The sequence below is a fragment of the Curtobacterium sp. MCPF17_031 genome, from assembly GCF_003234035.1.
GTDB lineage: Bacteria > Actinomycetota > Actinomycetes > Actinomycetales > Microbacteriaceae > Curtobacterium.
This window is the reverse complement of record NZ_QKSG01000001.1, coordinates 390,609-415,671: the sequence shown is the minus strand read 5'-3', so window position 1 is coordinate 415,671 and position 25,063 is coordinate 390,609. Positions and strand designations below refer to the sequence as shown.

The window sequence follows — 25,063 nt, the reverse complement described above, 5'->3', positions numbered from 1 at the left end:
CACGTCGCCGTCGGGAGCGGTCGGAGAGTGCTCCGATCGGCGGTGACTACGATGTCCCGAGGCCGGAGGCACCTCGCGGACGGCCGGACGAGGACAGAGGCACCCTGTGATCAGATGCGAACACTGCGGATCGGCGCTCCCGGACGGAGCGATCTTCTGCGGTGAGTGCGGACGAGCCGTCACGACCTCGGCAGCTCGCCGCACTGCACCCGTCGAAGCCGCCGACCGCGCGACCCCGCCACCGCTGCAGCAACCCGACGCGCACGGCCGCGCGCCCGAGACGAGCGACGACACCTGGCTCCCGGAGTCGACGCTCGACCCCGCGACCCGCGCCTGGCTGACCGGCGCCGATCGTGCGCGTCCCGCGCCGGCAGCGGCGGGCTCGGCCGATGCCGGTGCCGGTGCCGGTGCCGGTGCTGGTGCCGGTGACGCCCCCGACGCGGGGCCGTCGTCCGGCCCCGTCACTCCGCGCCCGGACCTGACGCCTCGCGGTGCCCCCAGCCACGTGCACGGCGCCGGCACCGGTCTCGGCGACTGGACCGGACGCCCCGCCGGTGCAGGGACGCCCACGGAGCCGACACTCGATCCCGACGCCTTCCCCTCCGAAGCCGTCGCCCCGCAGGACGACCCGGAGGTCCAGCGCACCGCCGCCTGGGCACCCCTCGAACCGGACGCCGCCGACTCAGCCGGTCCTTCCGCTGACGTCCCGGTCTGGGAACCGCAGACGACCCCGGCCGCTCCGCCGGCCGGACCGTCCTGGTGGATCGGTCGTGCCCCCTCGACTGCGGTCACGGTCACGCCGACGTCCTCGGACGACGCCGACGGATCGAGCCCCGGCGAGGCCGACGACGCTCCCCGGCCCGGTGACACCGCGGCGTTCCAGCCGGTCCTCGAGCGGCGCGCGCCACGCCCCGCTCCGCTCGTGGCGCCGGGGAGCCAGAGTGCGACCTGCCACGTGTGCGGGCACGCTCTCGAGCCCGACGACATCTTCTGCGAGGAGTGCGGATCCGTCCGGCCCGCCGTCACCGCGGCGTTCACCGGTCCCGTGATGCCCTTGCCGCTCACCCGGCCGGACTGGGCCGCTGACGAGGACGCCCTCCGTAGCGCAGTCTCCGACGCCCACGAGCTGACCGAGGACCGCGACGGTGCGGGTGACCCCAGCACCCACCAGCCCGTCGTCGACGAGCCCGTGGCCGATGAGCCCGTCGCCGACGAGCCCGTTCCCGACGAGACCGTCGCGGACGGACCTGCTGCGGATCAGCACGACCCGGTCGAGACCGCGGCCGGCAAGCCCGTCGTCGACGACGCTGGTGCTCTCGACGACGCGCCGGACCTCGGTCCGGCGCACAGCGACAGCGACAGCGGCGACGTCACGGTCGACCAGGAGGCCCCCGTCGCCTCCGCGGCGCCGCTCCCGCCCGTCGCACCCCGGCAGCTGCCGGTTTCTGCACCCCTGCCCCCTGTCGGACCCCCGGACGAGGCTGCGGACGGTGGAAGGCCGGACGAGGGAGCGTCGGACGAGGGAGCGTCGGACGACGGAGCGCCGCACGGCCCGGCGATCGACACGGACGAGGACGAGGACGTCGAAGAGACGCGCATCGTGTCCCGTACCGCCGAACACGCCCCGTTCCTGCTGCACTTCAGCACCGGTGAGCGGCTCGGCGTCCACGGGTCGGCGCTGCTCGGGCGGCTGCCGCGCCCGGAGGCCGGTGAACGGTTCGACGACCTGTTGACCATCCGCGACCCCGGCAAGTCCGTGTCGAAGACGCACCTGGAACTCGGGCGCGACGGTGACGACCTCTGGGTGTCCGACCGCTACTCGGGCAACGGCACGGTGGTCCGGCACATCGACGGGTCGATCCGCCGCTGCGAGCCGGGGCGCCGGTACCGGGTCGAGCGCGGTGCTCGTGTGGACGTGGGGGAGCAGTTCTTCCTGCTGCAGTGACGTCCGCGGCCGCCTGTCCACACTGACGCGTTCGCCCGCCGGTTCTCCACAGTCCTGGCCGGGGACCGCTGGCGGGTTCGTGTCGGCGCTGTCATGGGGGACATGGAACCTCGTGGAGCACGTCGCGTCGCCGTGACGGTGGCGGTCCTCATCCTCGCCGGGACGCTGGTCGTGCCGATCGGCAGCGTGCCGGCGCTGTGCTGCGCCGCGACGGTGTGCACGCTCGTCGGGCTCTCGGTGCGGTCTCGAGGACACGACGGCGAGCCTCCGGTGGTCGTCCTCCCGCCCGGTGCCGATGGTGGTGCCGGTGCCGGTGCCGGTGCCGGTACCGGTGCCGAGCGGGGCGAGTCCGTCGGTGCCCGCGAAGAGGCCGTCGCGAGTCCCGGCCCAGCACGGGACGAGGACCTGCCCGACCCTCGAGTGCCGGACGACGCAGCGGACGGCTTCGTCGTCGTCGGTCGCGCGAGCAGCGGTGCGCTCGTCCGGGTCGACCCCACCGACGGGATCGTCGTGTGCGGTACCGGCGCGCTCGCCCGAGCCGTCTTCACCGGCCTGGTCGACCAGCTCGACCAGCTCCGCCGTCGGCGCTCCGACCGGGAACTCGTCGACCCGTTCGCCGGCTCGGCGTCGCTGCGCGTCAGCGCCGACGTCGGTGTCCTCGGCGGTCGCGTCGTGCGCAGCAGCATGCCCGCGGGGACCGCAGCGGCTGCGCTCCTGGACCCGGGCGGCCGCCGTCGGGCATCGGTCGTCCTGGTCCCGAGCACGGCGACGTCACCACGTCGGTGGACCGCCGTCGTCGACGTCACGCGGTACGGGTGCCGTCTCCGGCGTCGGCTGTCCGACGGTTCGGCGGAAGTCGTCGGTGTCGCGGTGTCCCCGACGCTGCCGCTGCTCGTCATCCCGGACCGTCACGACGTCCCCCGCGCCCCGGACCCGGGGGAGGACTCAGCGCGGATCCCGGTTCAGCGCAGGCCCGAGCCGACGCGGACCGCGCCGACGGGTACGCCGCCGCCGAGCACCCGTTCGCCGGTCGTGGCGAGGACCTCGTCCGCGGCCGCGGCGTCGACGAGTCCGTTGCGCACGAGGAGCATCAGTGCCGCCAGCGTGCCGGCGCGGAGCGAACCGTCGAGCACCTTGACCGCGACGGCGGGCCCCTGCGGCACGCCCATCACCATCACGCCCTCGGCGCCGAGCTTGGCCAGGACGCCGAGCCGTTCGATCGTCACGGTGTTCGCCCGGCCGACGCCGTCGATCGCCCACGCGTTCGCCAGCACCGCGTCGGTCAGCGCTGCCGTGTCGTCGTCCGCGCGGGCCACCACGCCCGCGATGCCGCGCGCCAGGCCGGTGAGCGTGAGCGGGAACACCGGCGCGCCGCACCCGTCGGTGCCGACGACGTCGACGACCTCTCCGGTCACGTCCTCGACGGTGCTGCGCACCGCACGCTGGAGGGGGTGGTCGATGTCCAGGTACGTCGCCGCGTCCCATCCGTGCACGCGGCAGGCAGCGAGCATCCCGGCGTGCTTGCCGGAGCAGTTCATCGCCAGACGTCGCGGACCGTCCATGCCGCGCGCGGTCTCCCGGTCGAAGGGCAGGTCCGGTGGGCACCCGAGGTCGTCCTCGCGGTGGTCGAAGCGTTCGAGCATGCGCAGCGCCAGTGACTGGTGGGACGGGGTCCCGGCGTGACTCGCGGTCGTCATCACGAGCTCGTCCCCTGCGAAGAGCGCCCCGGCACGGCGGATCGCCAGCGCCTGGAACGGCTTCATCGTCGAGCGGGGGTAGATGCTCGCCGCGGCGTCACCGACCGCGTCGATGACCGTGCCGTCGGCAGCCACGACCACTCCGGCCCCGATGTGCCGACTCTCGTCGAAGCCGGAACGGTCGAGGACCGCCAGCTCGACGGACCCGTCGACGGTGAGAGGATGACGGTCGGTGCTGGGAGCCGCGCGCATCCCGCGAGCCTACCGACCAACGGACCGCGCACCGCGACGAAGGGACCGCCGATGACCGACCACTCCTACGAGGTGTCCGTGCGCTGGACCGGCGACCGGGGGACCGGCACGAGCGGGTACCGCGACTACGGCCGAGACCACGTGGTCACCGCTCTGGGCAAGCCCGACGTCCTCGGCAGCGCCGACCCGACCTTCCGTGGTGACCGAGACCGGTGGAACCCGGAGGAGATGCTCCTGGCGGCACTGAGCCAGTGCCACATGCTCAGCTACCTGTACGTCGCCTCGACCCTCGGCATCACGGTGGTCGACTACCAGGACCGAGCCACGGCGAGCCTCGACGTGCACCGCGACGGTTCCGGCGAGTTGACGGGGACGGTCCTCCGCCCCGTCGTCACCATCCGCGAGGACGACCGCGTCGAGGATGCCCGCGCAGCGCACGCCGAGGCGAACCGCCTCTGCTTCATCGCCCGCTCCGTCGCGTTCCCGGTCCATCACGAGGCCGAGATCCTGGTACTCGGAGCCGACGCATCAGTGGGTGCGGCAGGATGAGACGCGTGAAGCGTCTCCGTCTGCTCCCCCTCGCCCTCGTGCCCGCCGTGATCCTCGGCCTCGCGGCCTGCTCCGGCTCCGGCTCGTCGGGCCCCTCGGCATCAGCCACCTCCGCCCCGAGTTCGACCCCGACGCCGATCACCTCGTGCCCGAAGCCCGGCAAGGCCTCGGGCTCCGTGGAGGCCACCGGAGCGGTCGGTGGCTCGGCCGCACCGAAGGTCACGTTCGACAAGGGCCTGACGGCTGATCCGCCGCAGGCCACCCGCGTCGTGAAGGGCACAGGCGCTTCCCTCGCCGAGGGCGACTTCGTGCAAGTCGCCTACAGCGCCTACAACGCGAAGGACGCGAAGAACCTCGTCACGGTCGGGTTCGACCAGGGCAACCCGCAGGTCCTCTCCGTCGGTGGCACCGGCTTCGGCGCCATCCTGTCGTGCGCGAAGGTCGGTGACCGCGTCGCCGTGGTCGGTCAGGCGGCGGCACTCGGCTTCAACACGAGCGGCTCCATCGTCGTCGTCGCGGACGTCGTCGAGCAGACCCCGACCAAGTCGACCGGTACGCCGCAGGACCAGGACCCGAAGCTGCCGACCGTCAAGGACGCCGCCGACGGCGAGCCGACGATCTCGATCCCCGACACCGCCGCTCCGACGAAGACCACCGCCGAGGTCATCAAGCAGGGTGACGGCGACACGATCAAGGACGGCGACACCGCGCTCGTCCAGTACAAGGGCGTCGCCTACAAGGGCGGCAAGGAGTTCGACTCATCGTGGTCGAAGGGCTCGCCGACGACGTTCACGATCTCGAACAGCGGACTCATCCCCGGCTTCGTGAAGGGGCTGGTCGGTCAGAAGATCGGTTCGCAGGTCATGATCGTCGTGACTCCCGAGGACGGCTACGGAGCCAACCCCCCGGAGGGCTCGGGCATCCCGGCCAACGCGACCCTGGTCTTCGTGGTCGACCTGCTCGCCAAGGGCTGAGCCCGATGCCCGCCCGCCGCCGCGTCGTCCTCCTCGGCAGCACCGGATCGATCGGGACCCAGGCGCTCGACGTCATCGAACGGAACCCCGAACGCTTCGAGGTCGTCGGCCTGACGGCGGGCAGCAACGCCGGTGCCCTCGCGGAGCAGGCCGCCCGGTTCGGGGTCCGCGAGACCGCCCTCGGGGCCGCCGACGCCGAACGGTTGGTCCGGAGCGTCGAGGCGGACGCCGTCCTCAACGGCATCACCGGTTCGGTGGGGCTCGGCCCGACCCTCGCAGTCCTCGAGACAGGTGCGACGCTGGCGCTGGCCAACAAGGAGAGTCTGATCGTCGGCGGTCCGCTCGTGCAGGCAGCGGCCGCTCCGGGGCAGATCGTCCCCGTGGACAGCGAGCACTCGGCGATCGCGCAGGCGCTCCGGTCGGGCAGCGATGCCGAGATGCGACGCCTGGTCCTGACCGCCAGCGGTGGCCCCTTCCGCGGGCGGACCCGCGCCGAGCTCGCCGACGTCACGCCGACGCAGGCGCTGGCACACCCGACGTGGGACATGGGCCTCGTGGTCACGACGAACTCCGCGACGCTCGTCAACAAGGGACTCGAGGTCATCGAGGCGCACCTGCTGTTCGGCGTGCCCTACGACCGCATCGACGTCACCGTGCACGCGCAGTCGATCGTGCACTCGATGGTCGAGTTCGTCGACGGTTCGACGATCGCGCAGGCGTCGCCGCCGGACATGCGCCTGCCGATCGCGCTCGGGATGGCGTGGCCGGACCGCGTGCCGCACGTCGGCGTCCCACTCGACTGGACGACCGCGAGCACCTGGACCTTCGAACCGCTGGACACCCGGGCCTTCGGCGCCGTCGACCTCGCCAAGCGCGTCGGTGTCCTCGGCGGGACGTTCCCGGCGGTCTTCAACGCCGCGAACGAGCAGGCGGTCGCCGCGTTCCATGCGGGCGCGATCGGGTTCCTCGACATCGTCGACACGGTGGCGCGGGTCGTCGACGAGCACACCGCGGGGGAGCCGTCGCTCGACGGTGTGCTCGCGGCGGAGCGGTGGGCGCGGCAGACCGCGGACCGCATCCTGTCGCGCACGGCGTGATCCGTGCCTCCCAGGCGGCACCGCTCTGGAGGCTCACATCACCACCCAGCCCGCGTACGGCTCCGTCATGGCCAGCGTCCCGTACTCTTTGCCGGTGACCGTCGGAACCGTCCTGCTCTTCGTCCTCGGCGTCGTCGTCTTCGTCATCGGTCTGCTGGTGTCGATCGGCCTCCACGAGCTGGGCCATCTGGCCTTCGCGAAGCTCTTCAACGTGAAGGTGACCCAGTACTCGCTCGGGTTCGGCAAGACGATCTGGTCCTTCCGGCGCGGCGAGACCGAGTACGGGCTGCGGCCGATCCTGCTCGGCGGCTACATCTCGATGGTCGGGATGCTCAAGCCCCGTGCCTCCGGACGCGAGATCACGAACACCGGCATGTACTCGGCCTTCGTGCAGGACGCCCGGGCGGCCAGCGCCGAGCAGATCGCCGAGTCCGGCGGTGACGACTCCCGCGCGTTCTACCGGCTGACGCCTTGGAAGCGGATCATCGTGATGGTCGCCGGACCGGCGATGAACCTGGTGATCGGCATCGTGCTGTTCGGGGTCCTGCTCGTCGGCTTCGGTGCCCCCACCACGACGTTCACGTCGAGTGTCGACTGCGTCCTGCCGACCAGTGCGCGCACGACGTGCACGGACGGTGACGCCGTGTCGCCCGCGAAGCAGGCCGGCCTCCGCTCCGGCGACGTCGTCCTGTCCGTCGGTGGCGTGCGGAACCCCACGATCACCCAGGTCTCGGACACCTTCCAGCGGTCCGCCGGCAAGGCCGTCCCGGTCGTCGTCGAACGCGACGGCACCGAACGCACGCTGCGGGTCACGCCGGTCCTGGCCACCCGGGACGTCTACGACGCAGACGGGACGGTCGCGGAGAACAGCGACGGCACGACGAAGACCCAGCGCGTCGGCGTGGTGGGAGTGAGCATCGGGCAGACCCTGGTGCGCCAGTCCCCGGCGGCGGTCCTGCCCGCGACGGGCGCACAGATCGGCGCATCGGCACACCTCATCATCGACCTGCCGCAGCGTCTGGTCGCGGTGTGGAACGCGGCCTTCGGATCGCAGGCCCGGTCGCAGGACAGCCCGGTGTCGGTCGTCGGTGTCGGTCGGGCGATCGGGACGGTCTCGTCGATGAGCGGCGTCCCCGTGGTCGACAAGGTCTACACGATCCTCGGCCTGCTGGCGTCGTTGAACATCGGCCTGTTCGTGCTCAACATGGTGCCGCTCCTGCCGCTCGACGGCGGCCACATCGCGGGTGCGCTCTGGGAGGCCGTGAAACGGCGGACCTTCCGCCTGTTCGGCAAGGCCGACCCCGGTCCGATCGACCTGGCGAAGACGATGCCGCTGACGATGGTCGTCGTCGTGCTGCTGGCCGGCATGAGCGCGCTCCTCATCTACGCCGACATCGTCCGACCGGTCGACCTCTTCGGGTAGCGGCGACCTCCTCGCGCAGCGTGACCGCTCCGGGGAGCGGGGGAACGACGAGGCCGTCGGCGCCCACTACGCTCACCCCATGAGTGCAGAGCCGACGGCCCCGAAGCGGCCGATCGCCGACCCGACCCGCACCGTCGAGCGGCAGGGCATCGACGTGATCACCGAGTCGGAGCGGAAGGGCCGTCCGCGCGGGCTGTTCTGGCCATGGTTCGCCGCCAACATCTCCGTGCTCGGCCTGGCGTACGGGTCGTTCGTCCTGGACTTCGGGATCTCGCTGGCGCAGGCGACCGTGGTCTCGGTGATCGGCGTCGTCTTCTCGTTCCTGCTGTGCGGCGTGGTCGCGATCGCCGGCAAGCGGGGCTCCGCCCCGACGATGGTCCTCAGTCGTGCCGCGTTCGGCGTGCACGGCAACCGGTTGCCGTCCTTCCTCAGCTGGGTCCTCACCGTCGGGTGGGAGACCGCGCTGGCCGCCCTCGCCGTGCTCGCGACCTCGACGGTGTTCCAGGCGCTCGGCTGGGACGACGGGGTGCTGGCGAAGCTCGTCGCCCTGGTCGTCGTCGCGGCGCTCGTGGTCGGGGCCGGCATCGCGGGCTTCGACGTGATCATGCGGATGCAGACCTGGATCACCGTCGTCACCGGCGTGCTGACGATCGTCTACGTGGTGCTCGCGCTCCCCTCGATCGACTTCGGCACGCTGGCCGCCCTGCCGGCGGGGAGCGCGCAGAACGTCATCGGTGCCCTGGTCCTCGTCATGACGGGCTTCGGTCTCGGCTGGGTGAACGCGGCGGCGGACTACTCGCGCTACCTGCCGCGATCGTCCTCCACGGGCGGGGTCGTCGGGTGGACGACCTTCGGCGGTGCCCTGGCACCCGCAGTCCTCGTCGTCATCGGGGTGATGCTCGCCGGGTCCTCGGAGGAACTGCACGCAGCGATCTCGGCCGACCCGATCGGTGCCCTGGTGACGGTGATGCCGACCTGGTTCCTCGTGCCGTTCGCGGTGGTCGCGATCCTCGGGCTCGTCGGCGGGGCCGTCCTCGACATCTACTCCTCGGGGCTCGCGCTCCTCAGCGCGGGGGTCAGGATCCCGCGACCGGTGGCCGCCGGTGTCGACGGCGTGCTCATGGTCGCCGGGGCGGTCTTCGTGGTGTTCTTCGCGACGGACTTCATCGGTCCGTTCCAGGCGTTCCTCATCACCCTCGGCGTCCCGATCGCCGCATGGTGCGGGGTGTTCGTCGCGGACGTCCTGCTCCGTCGACGCGCCTACGCCGAGGGCGAGCTCGACACCCCGCGGGGTCGCTACGGCAGCGTCCGGTGGTCCGCCATCGCGCTGGTGGTCATCGGTTCGGTGCTCGGGTGGGGGCTCGTGACGAACTCGACGCCGGGGGCGGAACTCGTGCACTGGCAGGGCTTCCTGCTGGGACCGTTCGGTCTCGGCGGGGTGACCGGGCCCTGGGCGTACGCCAACCTCGGGGTCCTCGTGGCGCTCGTCGTCGGGTTCCTCGGCACGCTGCTGTCCGGCGGCCGCGCCGTCCGTCGGCAGGAGGCGCTGCCGGTCACCGAGCCGGTGTCGCGCGTGCCGGATGCCGAGCTCCGCCCGTGACCGCAGCGGACGTGGCGGTGGACACGGCCGCCGCCTGGCTCGTCGTCATCGACATGCAGCGGGTGTTCACCGGTGACAGCCCGTGGGCGGCACCGCGGTTCGCCGAGGCCTCGGCCGCGATCGAGCGGCTCCTGCCGCGCTTCGCGGGTCGCACCGTCGTCACCCGGTTCGTCGCGCCCGCGGAGCCGACGGGCGCCTGGGTGCCGTACTACCGCGACTGGCCGTTCGCGCTCGTCCCGGACGACGACGAGCTGTACGCACTCACCGAGCCGTTCGCCGCGCTGGCGGCGACGGGGACGCCGGGCGGGGTCACGACGTCGTCCGTCCCCGTCGTCACCGAGCCGACCTTCGGGAAGTGGGGGACGAGCCTCCAGGCCGTCACCGACACCGACACCGGAGCCGGGCCGGAGCGACGCCACCTGGTGCTCACCGGGGTCTCCACGGACTGCTGCGTCCTCTCGACCGCCCTGGCGGCCGCGGATGCGGGCGTCCGGGTCACCGTGGTGGCCGACGCGTGTGCCGGCGCGAGCGACGTCGACCACGCCCGGGCACTCGACGCGATGCGGCTGTACGCCCCGCTCGTCACCGTCGTCGACACGCTCTGACGCGGACCCGGGCAGCGCACACGGCCGCTGCCGCCGACCCAGCCTGAGTCCCGGCGGACCGCGCTGTCCAGACGAGCGCGTAGAGTTCGGGACGTGCCCGCAGTGAACCTCGGAATGCCGAAGGCCCCCGAAACCCTGGCCCCTCGTCGCAAGTCCCGGCAGATCCGGGTCGGCAAGGTCCTGGTCGGTGGCGACGCCCCCGTGTCGGTGCAGTCGATGACCACGACGCCGACCACGAACATCAACGCGACCCTGCAGCAGATCGCCGAGCTGACCGCGTCGGGCTGCGACATCGTCCGTGTCGCCGTGCCGAGCCAGGACGACGCCGACGCGCTGCCGATCATCGCCAAGAAGTCGCAGATCCCGGTGATCGCGGACATCCACTTCCAGCCGAAGTACGTCTTCCAGGCCATCGACGCCGGCTGCGCCGCGGTTCGCGTGAACCCGGGCAACATCCGGAAGTTCGACGACCAGGTCGGCGCCATCGCGGCCGCTGCGAAGGCCGCGGGCGTGTCCCTGCGCATCGGCGTGAACGCCGGTTCGCTCGAGCCCAGCCTGATGCAGAAGTACGGCAAGGCCACGCCCGAGGCGCTCGTCGAGTCGGCCGTGTGGGAAGCGTCCTTGTTCGAGGAGCACGACTTCCACGACTTCAAGATCTCCGTCAAGCACAACGACCCGGTCATCATGGTCAAGGCGTACCGCCAGCTCGCCGAGCGCGGCGACTGGCCGCTGCACCTCGGCGTGACCGAGGCGGGCCCGGAGTTCCAGGGCACGATCAAGAGCGCGACCGCGTTCGGCATCCTGCTCGGCGAGGGCATCGGCGACACCATCCGTGTGTCCCTCTCGGCTCCGCCCGCACAAGAGGTGAAGGTCGGTCTGCAGATCCTCCAGTCGCTGAACCTCCGCGAGCGCAAGCTCGAGATCGTCTCCTGCCCGAGCTGCGGCCGCGCGCAGGTCGACGTCTACCAGCTGGCGAACGACGTCACCTCGGGTCTCGAGGGCATGACGGTGCCGCTGCGCGTCGCCGTCATGGGCTGCGTCGTGAACGGTCCGGGCGAGGCTCGTGAGGCCGACCTCGGCGTCGCCTCGGGCAACGGCAAGGGCCAGATCTTCGTGAAGGGCCAGGTCATCAAGACGGTGCCCGAGGCCGAGATCGTCCAGACCCTCATCGACGAGGCGAACCGTCTCGCCGACGAGATGGGTCCCGCCGCCGGCACCGGCAAGCCGCTGGTCGTCACTCCCTAGCAGCCGCGCGGTCGCGGTTCGCGGCCGACTGCCGGACGGGAGGCCCGTGGCGACACCGCCACGGGCCTCCCATCCGTTCCGCCACAGGTCCGGCGCCGCGGCCCCGCCGTCCACAGGCGGGTCGCGTCGTGACCGCGCGCCGCTAGGCTGACGGCGTGGTCACACGGCTCTCTCATCTCTTCCTCCGCACGCTCCGCGACGACCCCTCCGACGCGGAGGTGACGAGTCACAAGCTGCTCGTCCGCGCCGGCTACGTCCGCCGCCAGTCGCCGGGCATCTTCGCCTGGCTGCCGCTCGGACTCCGCGTCCGCGCGAAGATCGAGGGCATCATCCGCGACGAGATGGTCGCGGCCGGTGCGCAGGAGGTCCTGCTGCCCGCGCTCCTGCCGCGCGAGCCCTACGAGGCCACGAACCGCTGGACCGAGTACGGCGACGGCATGTTCCGCCTGCAGGACCGCAAGGGCTCCGACTACCTGCTCGCGCCCACCCACGAAGAGATGTTCGCGCTCCTCGTGAAGGACCTGTACTCGTCCTACAAGGACCTCCCCGTCACGCTCTTCCAGATCCAGGACAAGTACCGCGACGAAGCGCGTCCGCGCGCCGGGCTGCTGCGCGGCCGTGAGTTCACGATGAAGGACGCCTACTCGTTCGACGTCTCCGACGCTGGTCTCGAGCGCAGCTACCAGGTGATGCGCGACGCCTACGAGCGGATCTTCGCGCGCCTGGGCCTCGAGTACGTCATCGTCAAGGCCGACGCCGGCGCCATGGGCGGCTCGAAGTCCGAGGAGTTCCTGCACCCGATCGCGGTCGGCGAGGACACCTTCGTGCGGAGTGCCGGCGGCTACGCGGCCAACGTCGAGGCGTACGTCACCCCGGTGCCCGACGCGAAGCCGGTCGACGGCCTGCCGGAGCCCGTGCTGCTGCCGGCGTCGGACACGCCGACGATCGAGTCGCTCGTGGCGCACGCCAACGCGGTCGCCCCGCGCGACGGCGCCCCGTGGACGGCGGCGGACACGCTGAAGAACGTCGTCCTGGCACTGACGCACCTCGACGGCACCCGAGAGATCGTGGTGGTCGGCCTGCCCGGCGACCGCGACGTCGACCTCAAGCGCGCCGAGGTCGCCTTCGCTCCGGCCGAGGTCGAAGCCGCGGGCGACGACGACTTCCGCAAGCACCGTGGCCTGGTCAAGGGCTACATCGGCCCGCAGGTCCTCGGCGCCGACAGCGCGACCGGTCTGCGCTACTTCGTGGACCCGCGCGTGGTGGACGGCACCTCGTGGGTCACCGGTGCCAACGAGCGTGGCGTCCACGTCTCCGGCCTGGTGGCCGGGAGGGACTTCGTCGCCGACGGCGTCGCCGAGGTGTCCGACGTCCGTGCCGGTGACCCCGCGCCCGACGGCTCCGGTCCGCTCGAGACCGCTCGGGGCATGGAGATCGGTCACGTGTTCCAGCTCGGCCGGAAGTACGCCGAGGCGCTCGGACTGAAGGTGCAGGACGAGAACGGCAAGCTCGCGACCGTGACGATGGGCTCGTACGGCATCGGCGTGACCCGCATCCTGGCGATCCTGGCCGAGGCGCACAACGACGAGAAGGGCCTGGCCTGGCCGAAGCACGTCGCCCCGTTCGACGTGCACGTGGTGGCCACCGGGCGGGACGCCACCGCGTACGACCTGGCGGAGTCGATCGTCGCGCAACTCGAGGGCGAGCGCTTCGACGTGGTCTACGACGACCGGCCGAAGGTGTCGCCGGGCGTCAAGCTCCGGGACGCGGAACTGCTCGGCATGCCGGTCGTCGTCGTCGCGGGTCGCGGCGCTGCCGACGGCGTCGTCGAGCTCTGGAACCGGGCGACCGGTGAGCGTCGTGACCTGCCGGTCGCGGAACTGCTCGAGGCGGTCCGAGCGATCTGACACACCGGCGTCCGAAGCGAGGCCCGTGGCGGATCCGCCACGGGCCTCCGCCATTCCTGCGGTACGATCGACGACGGCTTCCGCGCGGTTCCATCCGCGGGAGTGACTCATCTGAATACGGAGGCACCTCGGTGAAGATCGACCTCGCAGTCCTGCGACTCATGGAGCGTGAGCGGGAGATCCCGTTCGACGAGCTCGTCCAGATCATCGAATCTGCCATCCTGACCGCTTACCAGAAGCACCGTGCTGAGAACGACGAACCCGTCGACGCCCAGGCCCGGGTCGAGCTGGACCGCAAGTCCGGCGAAGTGTCCGTGTTCGTGCCCGAGCGCGACGAGGACGACAACGTCATCGGCGAGTCCGTCGATCAGCCGAGCGACTTCGGCCGGATCGCGGCGTTCGCCGCCAAGCAGGTCATCAACCAGCGTCTGCGCGACATCGGCGACGACAAGATCCTCGGCGAGTTCCGCGGCAAGGAAGGCGACATCGTCGCCGGCATCGTGCAGCAGGGACCGAACCCGAAGATGGTGATGGTCGACCTCGGCACCGTCGAGGCGATCCTGCCGCCCGAAGAGCAGGTACCGGGGGAGACCTACGCGCACGGCACCCGCCTGCGCGTCTACGTGACGAGCGTGGGTCGTGGCCACAAGGGGCCGCAGATCACCGTGTCGCGGACGCACCCGGGCCTGGTCCGGAAGCTGTTCGCCCTCGAGGTCCCGGAGATCGCCTCCGGTGTCGTCGAGATCACCTCGCTGGCGCGCGAAGCCGGGCACCGCACGAAGATGGCGGTCAAGGCGAACGAGCCCGGCGTGAACGCAAAGGGCGCCTGCATCGGCGAACTCGGCGCCCGCGTGCGTGCGGTGACGAACGAGCTCGGTGCCGAGAAGATCGACATCGTGGACTGGTCCTCGGACCTCTCCACCTTCGTCGCCAGCGCCCTGTCGCCCGCGAAGGTCACGAGCGCGTTCGTGCTCGACGCCTCGACGAAGGCCGTCCGCGCACTCGTGCCGGACTACCAGCTGTCGCTCGCGATCGGCAAGGAGGGGCAGAACGCCCGTCTCGCCGCGAAGCTGACCGGTGCCCGGATCGACATCCAGCCGGACTCGATCCTCGACGGTGACGACTGAGCAGCACCCCCATCGGCGCGGTCCGGTTCGCTCGTGGCGAGAGGCCTCGGGCGCGCCGGATCGCGGTCGTCGGAGTCAAGGAGTAGAGTGGACGCCGTCAGAACGTGCATCGGCAGTCGTCGTCGTGCAACCCGATCCTCCCTCCTCCGTGTCGTCGCTCGCAGCGATGGCTCCGTGGTAGCGGATCCGAAGGCAGTCATGCCGGGCCGGGGTGCATGGCTCACACCGACCGTCGAAGCGTACGAACTGGCCGTCAAGCGCAGGGCATTCCGCCGTGCGCTCCGGCTGGAGCGTGATCCCGACACGTCCGCGGTGCGCGAGTACCTCGCTGGGCTGGGGCCCGATGGCCCGAACAGCACAGCTCCCGAGCGCCAGGACATGACAGAACAGGCTGAACGGCTTATGGACAACTGATGAGCGGCTCGAAATGAGACCCGTCAACCATTGAGTCCTGCCCCTTGACGGGGTGGGACCCGTGAAGGAGAACAGTGGCGAAACCACGCGTACACGAGATCGCAAGCGAGCTCGGCGTCGACAGCAAGACCGCAATGGAGAAGCTCAAGGAACTCGGCGAATTCGTCAAGGGCCCGAGCTCGAGCATCGAACCCCCCGTCGCACGGAAGCTCCGTGCAGCACTGCAGGCAGAGGGCGCGTCCGCGTCGTCCGCTCCGACGACCCCCGCCGCCAAGGCTCCCGCGGCACCGCGTTCCGGTGCCCCGAAGCCCGGCGGCCCCAAGCCCGGCCCGAAGCGCCCCACCCCGGCACCCGAGCCCGTCGTCGAGGAAGCACCCGCGGCCCAGGCAGTCGACGGCGCGCCGACTCCCGCCGCCCCGAAGTCCGTCGCGCAGCGGCAGGCCGAGGCAGAGGCGGCACGCAAGGCCGCGGCCGAGCAGAAGGCCGCTGAGCAGCAGGCAGCTGCGCAGCAGACCGACGGCGACCAGCAGGACTCCGGTCCCAGCGACGCCGTGAAGCCCGGCGGCACCAAGCCGTCCGGTTCCGGTTCCGCCCCGAAGCCCGGTGGGCCGAAGCCCGGAGCCCGTCCCGGCAACAACCCCTACGCGTCGAGCCAGGGCATGGGCGCACGTCCGCCGCGCCCCGGCAACAACCCCTTCGCCTCCAACCAGGGCATGGGCCAGCGTCCGGCCGCCGGTGCCGGCAACGGCATCCCGCGTCCTCAGCCGCCGCGTCCCGGTGCTCCCCGTCCGGGTGCCCCGCGCCCCGGTGGTCCCGGCCAGAACAACCGTCCCAACGGCTTCGGGCAGCGCCCGGGCCAGGGTGGCGGTGGCCGTGGTGGCCCCGGTGGTGGCTTCAGCCGACCCGGTGGCGCCGGTGCCGGCGCAGGTGGCGGCTTCGCCCGTCCCGCGTTCACCGGCCCGCGCCCCGCAGGTGGTGGCGGCCGTGGTCGTGGCCCCGGTGGTGGTACCGCTGGTGCGTTCGGTCGTGGTGGCGGCAAGAGCCGTGCCCGCAAGTCGAAGCGGACGAAGCGCGCCGAGTACGAGATGCGGCAGGCACCGTCCCTCGGCGGCGTGCAGGTCCCGCGTGGTGACGGCAACACGGTCATCCGACTCCGTCGCGGTGCGAGCATCTCGGACTTCGCGGACAAGATCGACGCGAGCCCCGGCAACCTGGTGACGGTGCTGTTCCACCTCGGTGAGATGGCGACCGCGACCGAGTCCCTGGACGAGGCGACCTTCGAGGTCCTCGGCGAGGAGCTGGGCTACAAGATCCAGGTCGTCTCGCCCGAGGACGAGGACAAGGAGCTCCTCGAGGGCTTCGACATCGACATCGACGCCGAGTACGCCGACGAGGACGACTCCGTCCTGCAGCAGCGTCCCCCGGTCGTCACCGTCATGGGTCACGTCGACCACGGTAAGACCCGACTGCTCGACGCGATCCGGAACTCCAAGGTCGTCGAGGGCGAAGCCGGCGGCATCACGCAGCACATCGGTGCGTACCAGATCGTCACCGAGCACGAGGGCATCGAACGCCCGATCACGTTCATCGACACCCCGGGTCACGAGGCCTTCACGGCCATGCGTGCTCGTGGTGCGCAGGTGACGGACATCGCGATCCTCGTGGTCGCGGCGGACGACGGCATCATGCCGCAGACGATCGAGGCGCTGAACCACGCCCAGTCGGCCGGTGTGCCGATCGTGGTCGCGGTGAACAAGATCGACAAGGACGGGGCGAACCCGGCCAAGGTCCGTCAGCAGCTCACCGAGTACAACCTGGTGGCCGAGGAGTACGGCGGCGACGTCATGTTCGTCGACGTCTCCGCTCGTCAGAACATCGGCATCCAGGACCTCCTGGACGCGGTGCTGCTGACCGCGGACGCCGGTCTCGACCTGCGTGCGAACCCCGACAAGGACGCCCGAGGCGTGGCGATCGAAGCACGGCTCGACAAGGGCCGTGGTGCAGTCGCCACCGTGCTCATCCAGTCCGGCACGCTGCACGTCGGTGACGCGATCGTCGCCGGCACGGCGTACGGCCGTGTCCGTGCGATGGCCGACGAGAACGGCAACCTGGTCGAGGCCGCGACGCCGGCCCGTCCGGTCCAGGTGCAGGGTCTGTCGTCGGTGCCCCGCGCCGGTGACACGTTCCTCGTCACCGAGGACGACCGCACCGCCCGTCAGATCGCCGAGAAGCGTGAAGCCGCGCAGCGCAACGCCCAGCTGGCCAAGGCCCGCAAGCGCATCTCGCTCGAGGACTTCACCCGTGCACTCGAAGAGGGCAAGGTCGACTCGCTCAACCTCATCATCAAGGGTGACGTCTCCGGTGCCGTCGAGGCACTCGAGCAGTCGCTCCTCGACATCGAGGTGGACGACAGTGTCCAGCTCCGCATCCTGCACCGCGGTGTGGGTGCGATCACGGAGTCGGACATCGACCTCGCCACGATCGACAACGCGATCGTCGTCGGCTTCAACGTCCGTCCGGACGTCAAGGCCCGCGAGCGTGCTGCCCGTGAGGGCATCGACGTCCGCTTCTACTCGGTCATCTACAACGCACTCGAGGACATCGAGAACTCGCTCAAGGGCATGCTCAAGCCCGAGTACGAAGAGGTCCAGTCGGGTGTCGCGGAGATCCGGGAGGTGTTCCGTTCCTCCAAGTTCGGCAACATCGCCGGTGTCATCGTCCGGTCCGGCACGATCACGCGCAACGCCAAGGCGCGCGTCATCCGTGACGGCGTGGTCCTGGCCGACGGACTGGCGATCGAGTCGCTCCGTCGGTTCAAGGACGACGTCACCGAGGTGCGCACGGACTACGAGGCCGGTATCGGCCTCGGCAAGTTCAACGACATCCAGCCCGGCGACGAGATCGAGACCACCGAGCTCGTCGAGAAGCCGCGCGACTGATCGCACTGAGTACCATGGGCCCCGCCTCCTCCGTCCGGAGGAGGCGGGGCCTCACCCCGTTCCGCAAGGAGGAACCCCCATGGCTGACCCGCAGCGCGCACGCAAGATGGCCGACCGCATCAAGGAAGTCGTCGCTCGTCGTCTCGACAAGGGCCTGCGCGACCCGCGTCTCGGCTTCGTGACGATCACCGACGTCCGGGTGACCGGGGACCTGCAGCACGCGTCGATCTTCTACACCGTGTACGGCTCGGACGAGGAGCGCGCGGACTCCGCCGCGGCGCTGAAGGCCGCGACCGGCCTGCTCCGCACCGAGGTCGGCAAGAACATCACGGCGCGGCTCACTCCGTCGCTGGAGTTCATCGCCGACGCCCTGCCGGACACGTCAGCGCACCTCGAGGACCTGCTCGCGCAGGCCCAGATGCGTGACCTGCAGGTCCAGCAGGCGGCGGTCGGTGCGACCTACGCCGGCGATGCGGATCCGTACAAGCACGACGACGAGGACGAGGACGAGGACGTGGACGGCACAGCGCCGTCCGGGCCCGACGCTCGCGTCTGACACCCGATCGACCACGAGAGCGCCCGCCACCACCCCGGTGGCGGGCGCTCTCGCGTTGCCGGCGCTCTCGCGTGGCAGGCGCTCGCGTGGGTGCGAGGCCGTGGGCGCCGGGGGGGGTCAGCCGCGCGGCAGCCGGTAGCCCTCCAGGTCGTCGCCCTCGGCGAGTCCGTCGCGCAGCAACGACGCGAGCGCCCGGTCCCGCTGATCGGCATCCGGCCACACCATCGTGATCTCCGCCGGGCTGACGGGGACGTCGCTCGCCCGCAGTTCGGCCATGATCATCCCGCGGACCTGTCGGTCGCTCCCGGCGAACCGGGACTGCTTCGGCGCGCGCGGTCCGTCGTGCTCCGGGTACCCGGCCGTTCGCCAGGCGCAGCGGTCCGCGATCGGGCAGGCGTCGCAGGCGGGGGACCGCGCGACGCACACGAGTGCTCCGAGCTCCATCACCGCCGCGTTCGTCGTCGCGGCGTCGTCGCGGTCGGCCGGCAGGGTCGCCTCCATCAGCGGCAGGTCCTGCTTGGCCTTCGCCGGCCCGGGCTCGCCCTGGCCGAGGACGGCACGTGCCAGGACACGCCGGACGTTGACGTCGACGACGGGGTGCCGGTCGCCGTACGCGAAGACCGCGACGGCCCGGGCGGTGTAGTCCCCGATCCCGGGGAGGGCCAGGAGGTCGTCGACGTCACGGGGGACGACGTTGCCGTGCTGTTCGGCGATGACCGTCGCGGCCGCGTGCAGGGCGAGGGCCCGTCTCGGGTAGCCGAGCCGGTCCCAGGCACGCACCGCATCCGCCGGGGGCGACGCCGCGAGGTCCGCGGGGGTCGGCCACCGGGTGAGCCACGCCTCCAGTCGGGGGACGACCCGCGCGACCTGCGTCTGCTGGAGCATGATCTCGCTGACCAGGGTGCCCCAGGCCGGGAAGCCGACACGACGCCAGGGCAGGTCACGGGCCTCCCGGCGGTACCAGGCCAGCAAGGGGGACGAGATCGCCGCAGCCCTGTGGATCGTCGCGTCGTCCACGGACGGACTGGAGGCTCTGCCCACGTTCACCACGACAGCCTACGGTGGTGGCATGGCACGCTGGGCACCGCAGGAGATCGACACCATGGCCGCGATCGCGAGCGAGGTGGTCGCGCAGGTCGGGACGAACCGGACGGTCATCGCCGTCGACGGGCAGGACGGGACCGACCTCGAACACGTCGCGGCGGCGCTCGTCGCGGGCTTCGAGCAGCACGGCGTCCAGGCCATGGCTGCGGCTGCCCCGTCCACCGACGTGGACACGCTGCGGGACGACCTGGTGACCCCGTTCCGCACGACCGGGGCCGGTGAGGGCGTGCTCGTCGTGCACGGCCATGGGCTCCTCGCGCCGAGCACCCGCACCCTGTGGCGGTGGTCCCTGTGGGTCGAGCAGGAGACCGGCCGGCTCGACCGGCGCGCCGACGTGAAGATCGCCGCCTCCGCGGTGCTCGACGTCACGGACCCGGAGCACCCACGACGCGAGTGGAACGACGCCTGCTGACTGGCGCCGTGCCGCGGTGCCGCTGCTAGTCTCGTCCGGTGCTCGTGACCCCGCCCGACGGCATCCTCCTCGTCGACAAGCCGCAGGGCATCTCGAGCCACCGCGTGGTCTCGATCGCCCGACGACGCCTGGACCTCAAGAAGATCGGACATGCCGGGACCCTGGACCCGATGGCGACCGGGCTCCTGATCCTCGGCGTCGGTCCGTCGACACGCCTCCTGACGCATCTCGTCGGCCTGGGCAAGACCTACACGGCCACCATCCGGCTCGGTGTCGGCACCGATTCGGACGACGCCGACGGTGACCCGATCACGGCCCACGGCGCCCCTGCGGGCACGGTGAGCGACGACGCGATCGAAGCCGCCGTGGCGGCGCTCCGCGGTCCGATCGACCAGGTGCCGTCGACGGTCAGCGCGATCAAGGTCGACGGTCGACGTGCCTACGACCTGGCCCGCAAGGGTGAGGCGGTCACGCTCAAGGCCCGACGTGTGACCGTCGACCGGTTCGACGTGCGGGGCCGAGCCGACCGGGTCGTCTCGGTGGACGGGGCCGACGTCGCCGTGATCGACCTCGACGTCGTCGTCTCGTGCTCGTCCGGTACCTACATCCGTGCGCTCGCCCGTGACGTCGGCGCCGCCCTCGGCACCGGCGCCCACCTCACCGCACTCCGTCGGACCGTCGTCGGCCCGTTCGCGGTCGAGGACGCCGTCGACCTCGAAGACGACGCCGTCGACGTCCGCGCCGCCCTCGCCCGACCGACCGACGTCGCCCGTCGCCTGTTCCCGGTCGTGCAGCTCGACGGTGCCCAGGCGAAGGACCTCGGGGACGGCAAGCGGATCACTGCGGACCACCCCGACACCGACGGCCCGGTCGCGGCGATCGCCACGGGTGCCGACCGGCTCGTCGGCCTCGTCGCCGTCCGGCGTGGACAGCTCCGGGTCATCACGAACTTCCCGACCGCGACAGGAGCGAACACGTGATCGAGTGGTTCATGTGGGTGCAGTTCAGCATCGCGTGCGTCATCGGGCTGGCCGCGGTCGTGCTCGGCCTGATCGGACGGAAGCCGAACGACTACACCGTCGGCGGGCTCGCGCTCGTCGAACTCCTGCTCCTCGCGCAGCTGGTGGTCTCGCTCGTCGCCCCGGCGGTCGGGAACCCGCCGCAGGGCAACGTGCTCGAGTTCTGGGTCTACGCGGTGTCGGTGGTCCTGGTCCCGCCGGCGACGATCGTCTGGGCGCTCGTCGACCGGACGCGCTGGAGCACCGTCGTGCTCGGCGCCGGGGCCTTCACCGCAGCGGTGATGGTGTACCGGATGTACCAGATCTGGTTCGCGCTGAACTGACGCCGGTCCTCCTGTCCGGACGTCCCCGGCGACGTCGTCCGCGGCCCGCTCCCCGTGCTCGGGACGCTGCGACGGTCGGTAGGATCGGTGCAATGGTGATCAAGTCCTCCGCAGGAACCGACCGCCCGGCCCGGGGCCGTCGCACGTCGACCCTGGCGAGCGGTGTCGGACGGGTCCTGATCGCCGTCTACGGCATCCTCGCCCTGGCCGCGACCGGCCGGAGCATCGTGCAGATCGCGGAGAAGTTCTCGTTCGCGCCGTTCTCGTACACGCTCAGCGCCATCGCCGCCGTCGTGTACATCGTCGCCATGGTCGCCCTCATCGTGCCGGGCCGCGCCTGGTACCGGGTCGCCTGCGTGACGATCGTCTTCGAGATGACCGGTGTGCTCGTGATCGGGACGCTCTCACTGCTCGATCGGCAGCTGTTCCCGGACGACACGATCTGGTCGTACTACGGCCTCGGCTACGCCTTCGCCCCGCTCGTGCTACCGATCGCCGGACTCTGGTGGCTCCGCAAGCACCACCGGGCCGCCGCGTCCGTGGCGTCGGCAGAGTGAGGACGGAGGACCTGCGCATGCACTTCTACGACGACGTCGCCGACGTCCCCGGCGACTTCGGTCCGAGCGCGGTCACCATCGGCAAGTTCGACGGTGTCCACGTCGGCCACCGCGCCGTCATCGCCCATCTCGAGGACGCCGCACGGGCCCGCGGTCTCGTCTCGACGGTGGTCACGTTCGACCAGCACCCCCTCAACGTCATCGACCCTCTGCGTGTGCCGCCGGCACTGACCAGCACGGCCCAGCGGCGCGAACTCCTCGACGCGGTCGGTGTCGACACGACGCTGCTGCTCCGGTTCGACTCGGCGCTCCAGGCGAAGCCGGCCGAGGCGTTCGTGTCCGAGATCCTCGTCCACACCCTGCACGCGAAGCTCGTCTTCGTCGGCAGCGACTTCCGGTTCGGTGCCCGCGGTGCCGGGGACGTCACCCTGCTCCGACAGCTCGGCGAACGGCACGGCTTCCAGGTCGAGCTCATCGACGACGTGGACCTGGCCGACGACGTCCGGTCGGTGGGGGAGCGACGCGTGTCGTCGACCTGGATCCGCGAACTCCTGTCCGTCGGACGGGTCGCCGAGGCCGCTCGTCTGCTCGGTCGTGAGCACGCGGTCCGGAGCGTCGTCGTGCACGGCAACCAGCGCGGCCGGGCGATGGGGTACCCGACGGCGAACCTCGCGCCGGCCTGCGAGGGCTTCGTGCCCGCTGACGGCGTCTACGCCGCCCGGGTGCTGCACGACGGTGTGACGTACCCGGCCGCGGTCTCGGTCGGCAACAACCCGACGTTCGAGGGAGTCCCGGCGAAGCAGATCGAGGCGCACCTGCTCGACGTCGACCTCGACCTGTACGACGAGACGATCTCGGTGTTGTTCGTCGCCTACGTCCGGGGCATGGTCGCCTTCCGCGGCATGGACGAACTCGCCGCCCAGATGCGACAGGACGATCTGGACATCCGACTGCTCCTCGGGATGCCCGTCTCCGCCTGACCCTCAGCGCCTGGTCGGCTCCGTCTGATCCACTCGAGCGCAACGCGAACGCCCCGCGACCGATCTGGTCGCGGGGCGTTCGTGGGTGCAGCTCGTGCTCAGCCGCCGAGCGCGTCGAGCCAGATCTTGCGGGCGTCGAGCGCTTCCTGCGCGTCCTTGATCTTGCGGGCGTCGCCGGTCGCCTGCGCGTCGGCGAGCTCCGACTGCAGTTTGGCGATCGCGTCCTCGAGCTGGCTGGCCAGACCCGTCTGACGGGCCTTGCGCTCCGGGTCGGACTGCTTCCAGTGGCTGTCCTCGAGGCTGCGCACGTGGTCCTCGACCGCACGGATGCGGTCCTCGACGCGACGGACGTCGGCGCGGGGGACCCGTCCGATCTCGTCCCAGCGGCGCTGCACGTCGGTGAGGGCCTTGCGCGCGGCGACCCGGTCCTTGATCTGCAGGATCGGCTCGGCCTCGGTCAGGAGTGCCAGCTTCGCCTCGAGGTTGGCCGAGTACTCCTCGTTCTCGGCCGTGTTCTCGGCGTGGCGCTGTTCGAAGAGGACGTCTCCGGCCGCCTTGAAACGGGCCCAGAGCGTGTCGTCGTGGCGTTTGCCGGCGCGGCCGGCGTTCTTCCACTCGTCGAGCAGCTCCCGGTAGGCCGGGATGGCGTCGGAACCGCGGGGAGCGAGCGCCTCGGCCTGCTGGACCAGCTCCTGCTTGCGTGCCCGGGCGTCGCGGTGCTGCGAGTCGAGCTCCGAGTAGAAGGCCCGACGGTGCTGGTCGACCGTGGAGCGGGCGGTGCGGAACCGCTTCCAGAGGTCGTTCGCGTCGTTCTTCGGGATCCGGGGCCCGTCGTGTTGGTGCTGCTGCCACCGGGCGAACACGTCGTCGAGCTGCGCGGTCACCTGCTTCCACTGCGCACGGGCGGGGTCCACCGCGGCGAGTGCCTCGGCCTCTTCCACCAGGGCGGTGCGGTGAGCCAGCGCCTCGGTCAGGGCGGCCTGCGCCTGGGCGGCCTGCTCCTTGGTGAGCGAGCCCACCTGGTCGGTCAGGGCGCCGATGCGGTCCTCGAGCGACTTGATGTCGCCGACGACGCGGGCTTCGGCCACCAGGCTGCGCAGGTGCTCGACGGTCCGGGCGACGTCGTTGGCGGACGCGCCGCCCTTGACGCGCTGCTCCGCGATCTTCACCTGGCCTTCGAGGTCCGCGTACTTGCGGGCGAAGTAGGCCAGCGCCTCTTCCGCGGAGGCGTCGGGGTACTCACCCACGACCCGCTCCGAGTCCTCGTACCGGACGTAGACCGTCCCGTTCTCGTCAACCCGGCCCCAGGTCGTTGCTTCGTCAGATGCCACAGGTCTCGCCTCGATCGTGGTCGTGCATCACCGACGTCACCGTCGGCACGGTCAGGTCGTCAGCCTATTGCACCGCCGCGCCGTACGACGGGCGTGTGCGCTTTCGCTGTGGACTACTTCTGCTCCGCGATGGTCGCGCCGGTGATCTCGGTGGCGACCTCGGGCTCACCGGACCCGTCGGAACCCGCGTCGGCGATGCCCTTCGACGTCACCTTCGACACGAGGTCCGACAGCCCGCTGGTCACCTTGCCGACCACCGTGTAGCCGCCCGTCGACGGGTCGAGCGTGGTGTCGTCCGTCACGATGAAGAACTGCGTCGTCTGGGACGCGGGCGTCGCGCCGCGGGCGATGGCGATCGTGCCCTTCGCGTAGGTGCCGTCGCTCGGCACGTTCTCGAGCGGTCCGTACTGGAACCCGGCGTCGCCCGTGCCGTCGCCGTTCGCCGATCCGCACTGCAGGAAGTGGAAGCCGGTGCTGTCGGCCAGGCGGTGGCACTTCGTGCGCTCGTAGAACTGCTTGCGGATGAGGTCGATCTCGACGCTCGCGGCCTGCGGGGCCTTCGCCCCGTCGAGTTCGATGCCCAGGCGGATGTCCTTGTTCAGCGTGAGCGTGCCGGTCCACGTCGTGCCCTGTGCGATGCGCTTGCTCGGCACGTCGCCGGTGTTGCCGGCGGTCGCGCTGGCCGAAGGCGTCGGGGTGGCCGTGGAGGTCGCGCTGGCCGGAGCGGAGGCGCGGTCGTCATCCTGCGTCGACGCGTGCACCAGCTGTGACCCGGTGGCGAGGGCGGCGACGAGGACGAGGGCTCCGGCCCCGATGACGTTGTCACGGACACGACGTCGACGCTGACGCTCGTGGAGGCCCTGTCTGGCCTGGTAGAGACGGAGTCGCTCGCGGGCTTCACGGCTCTGGTTCTTCGGTGCCACGGTGCTCTTCTGACCTCTCGTCGCGGTGTCCGACGAGCGTACCGGTTCGCCCGTCACCGGCCCGTCGGTGCTGGCGCTTACGAT

General features: G+C 71.2%; 22 protein-coding genes. 18 read left to right on the top strand and 4 right to left on the bottom strand.

Features of this window, described 5'->3' with window-relative positions:
• Nucleotides 1-106 precede the first annotated feature (106 nt).
• Nucleotides 107-1,945 carry a zinc-ribbon domain-containing protein gene (locus tag DEJ31_RS01990; protein ID WP_111121071.1) on the top strand — a complete coding sequence of 613 codons (1,839 nt, stop codon included), beginning with the start codon at nt 107-109 and terminating at the stop codon, nt 1,943-1,945.
• Nucleotides 1,946-2,907: 962 nt separating this feature from the next.
• Here DEJ31_RS01990 and DEJ31_RS01985 read toward each other — a convergent pair.
• Entirely contained in the window at nt 2,908-3,894 is a 987-nt protein-coding gene (locus tag DEJ31_RS01985) for an asparaginase (protein WP_111121070.1), read from the bottom strand.
• 51 nt (nt 3,895-3,945) lie between these two features.
• Between DEJ31_RS01985 and DEJ31_RS01980 the strand changes: the two genes are divergently transcribed.
• The 12 genes from DEJ31_RS01980 to rbfA all read left to right on the top strand — a co-directional run bounded on the left by DEJ31_RS01980 (nt 3,946) and on the right by rbfA (nt 18,330).
• A complete protein-coding gene (locus DEJ31_RS01980) occupies nt 3,946-4,443 on the top strand; it encodes an OsmC family protein (RefSeq protein ID WP_111121069.1) in 498 nt (165 codons plus the stop codon).
• A gap of 5 nt (nt 4,444-4,448) precedes the next feature.
• Nucleotides 4,449-5,417 (top strand): FKBP-type peptidyl-prolyl cis-trans isomerase, encoded by a 969-nt coding sequence (locus DEJ31_RS01975; protein WP_111121068.1) that lies wholly within the window; start codon nt 4,449-4,451, stop codon nt 5,415-5,417.
• Nucleotides 5,418-5,422: 5 nt separating this feature from the next.
• Nucleotides 5,423-6,514, top strand: a complete 1,092-nt coding sequence (dxr, locus tag DEJ31_RS01970; protein ID WP_111121067.1) for a 1-deoxy-D-xylulose-5-phosphate reductoisomerase — start codon at nt 5,423-5,425, stop codon at nt 6,512-6,514.
• A gap of 94 nt (nt 6,515-6,608) precedes the next feature.
• Entirely contained in the window at nt 6,609-7,937 is a 1,329-nt protein-coding gene (locus tag DEJ31_RS01965) for an RIP metalloprotease (protein ID WP_258366075.1), read from the top strand.
• A gap of 79 nt (nt 7,938-8,016) precedes the next feature.
• Entirely contained in the window at nt 8,017-9,537 is a 1,521-nt protein-coding gene (locus DEJ31_RS01960) for a cytosine permease (RefSeq protein WP_111121066.1), read from the top strand.
• 53 nt (nt 9,538-9,590) lie between these two features.
• The gene (locus DEJ31_RS01955) at nt 9,591-10,142 is read left to right on the top strand and encodes a cysteine hydrolase family protein (RefSeq protein ID WP_111043896.1); all 552 of its coding nucleotides are present in this window, start codon (nt 9,591-9,593) and stop codon (nt 10,140-10,142) included.
• Nucleotides 10,143-10,256: 114 nt separating this feature from the next.
• Complete coding sequence (ispG, locus tag DEJ31_RS01950) at nt 10,257-11,387, top strand: flavodoxin-dependent (E)-4-hydroxy-3-methylbut-2-enyl-diphosphate synthase (RefSeq protein ID WP_111043775.1); 1,131 nt, start codon at nt 10,257-10,259, stop codon at nt 11,385-11,387.
• 155 nt (nt 11,388-11,542) lie between these two features.
• The gene (locus tag DEJ31_RS01945) at nt 11,543-13,294 is read left to right on the top strand and encodes a proline--tRNA ligase (protein WP_111043774.1); all 1,752 of its coding nucleotides are present in this window, start codon (nt 11,543-11,545) and stop codon (nt 13,292-13,294) included.
• 131 nt (nt 13,295-13,425) lie between these two features.
• Nucleotides 13,426-14,421 carry a transcription termination factor NusA gene (gene nusA, locus DEJ31_RS01940; protein WP_110902164.1) on the top strand — a complete coding sequence of 332 codons (996 nt, stop codon included), beginning with the start codon at nt 13,426-13,428 and terminating at the stop codon, nt 14,419-14,421.
• 33 nt (nt 14,422-14,454) lie between these two features.
• Nucleotides 14,455-14,835 carry a YlxR family protein gene (locus DEJ31_RS01935; protein WP_309146911.1) on the top strand — a complete coding sequence of 127 codons (381 nt, stop codon included), beginning with the start codon at nt 14,455-14,457 and terminating at the stop codon, nt 14,833-14,835.
• A gap of 74 nt (nt 14,836-14,909) precedes the next feature.
• On the top strand, nt 14,910-17,774 hold the full coding sequence (gene infB / locus DEJ31_RS01930; protein WP_111043771.1) for a translation initiation factor IF-2: 2,865 nt from the start codon (nt 14,910-14,912) through the stop codon (nt 17,772-17,774).
• Nucleotides 17,775-17,853: 79 nt separating this feature from the next.
• Nucleotides 17,854-18,330, top strand: coding sequence for a 30S ribosome-binding factor RbfA (gene rbfA / locus DEJ31_RS01925; protein WP_111121065.1), 477 nt, complete (start codon nt 17,854-17,856; stop codon nt 18,328-18,330).
• A gap of 117 nt (nt 18,331-18,447) precedes the next feature.
• Here rbfA and DEJ31_RS01920 read toward each other — a convergent pair whose 3' ends face one another.
• Nucleotides 18,448-19,347: an A/G-specific adenine glycosylase gene (locus tag DEJ31_RS01920; protein ID WP_375537606.1), complete on the bottom strand. Its 900-nt coding sequence runs from the start codon at nt 19,345-19,347 to the stop codon at nt 18,448-18,450.
• Nucleotides 19,348-19,399: 52 nt separating this feature from the next.
• Between DEJ31_RS01920 and DEJ31_RS01915 the strand changes: the two genes are divergently transcribed.
• The 5 genes from DEJ31_RS01915 (at nt 19,400) to DEJ31_RS01895 (ending at nt 22,725) form a co-directional block, all read left to right on the top strand.
• Nucleotides 19,400-19,846 (top strand): hypothetical protein, encoded by a 447-nt coding sequence (locus tag DEJ31_RS01915; RefSeq protein ID WP_111121064.1) that lies wholly within the window; start codon nt 19,400-19,402, stop codon nt 19,844-19,846.
• Between the two features lie 38 nt (nt 19,847-19,884).
• Nucleotides 19,885-20,826, top strand: coding sequence for a tRNA pseudouridine(55) synthase TruB (truB, locus tag DEJ31_RS01910; protein WP_111077240.1), 942 nt, complete (start codon nt 19,885-19,887; stop codon nt 20,824-20,826).
• On the top strand, nt 20,823-21,188 hold the full coding sequence (locus DEJ31_RS01905) for a hypothetical protein (protein ID WP_111121063.1): 366 nt from the start codon (nt 20,823-20,825) through the stop codon (nt 21,186-21,188). The genes truB and DEJ31_RS01905 overlap by 4 nt, the downstream gene beginning before the upstream one ends.
• Before the next feature lie 92 nt (nt 21,189-21,280).
• Nucleotides 21,281-21,745: a hypothetical protein gene (locus DEJ31_RS01900; RefSeq protein ID WP_111077238.1), complete on the top strand. Its 465-nt coding sequence runs from the start codon at nt 21,281-21,283 to the stop codon at nt 21,743-21,745.
• 17 nt (nt 21,746-21,762) lie between these two features.
• Complete coding sequence (locus DEJ31_RS01895) at nt 21,763-22,725, top strand: bifunctional riboflavin kinase/FAD synthetase (protein WP_111121062.1); 963 nt, start codon at nt 21,763-21,765, stop codon at nt 22,723-22,725.
• A 98-nt stretch (nt 22,726-22,823) separates the two neighbouring features.
• On the opposite strand, the gene DEJ31_RS01890 is transcribed toward DEJ31_RS01895, so the two are convergent.
• Together DEJ31_RS01890 and DEJ31_RS01885 are read right to left on the bottom strand one after the other, a co-directional pair.
• Nucleotides 22,824-24,056: a DUF349 domain-containing protein gene (locus DEJ31_RS01890; RefSeq protein ID WP_111043767.1), complete on the bottom strand. Its 1,233-nt coding sequence runs from the start codon at nt 24,054-24,056 to the stop codon at nt 22,824-22,826.
• Nucleotides 24,057-24,169: 113 nt separating this feature from the next.
• Nucleotides 24,170-24,979 carry a peptidylprolyl isomerase gene (locus tag DEJ31_RS01885; protein WP_111121182.1) on the bottom strand — a complete coding sequence of 270 codons (810 nt, stop codon included), beginning with the start codon at nt 24,977-24,979 and terminating at the stop codon, nt 24,170-24,172.
• Nucleotides 24,980-25,063 lie beyond the last annotated feature (84 nt).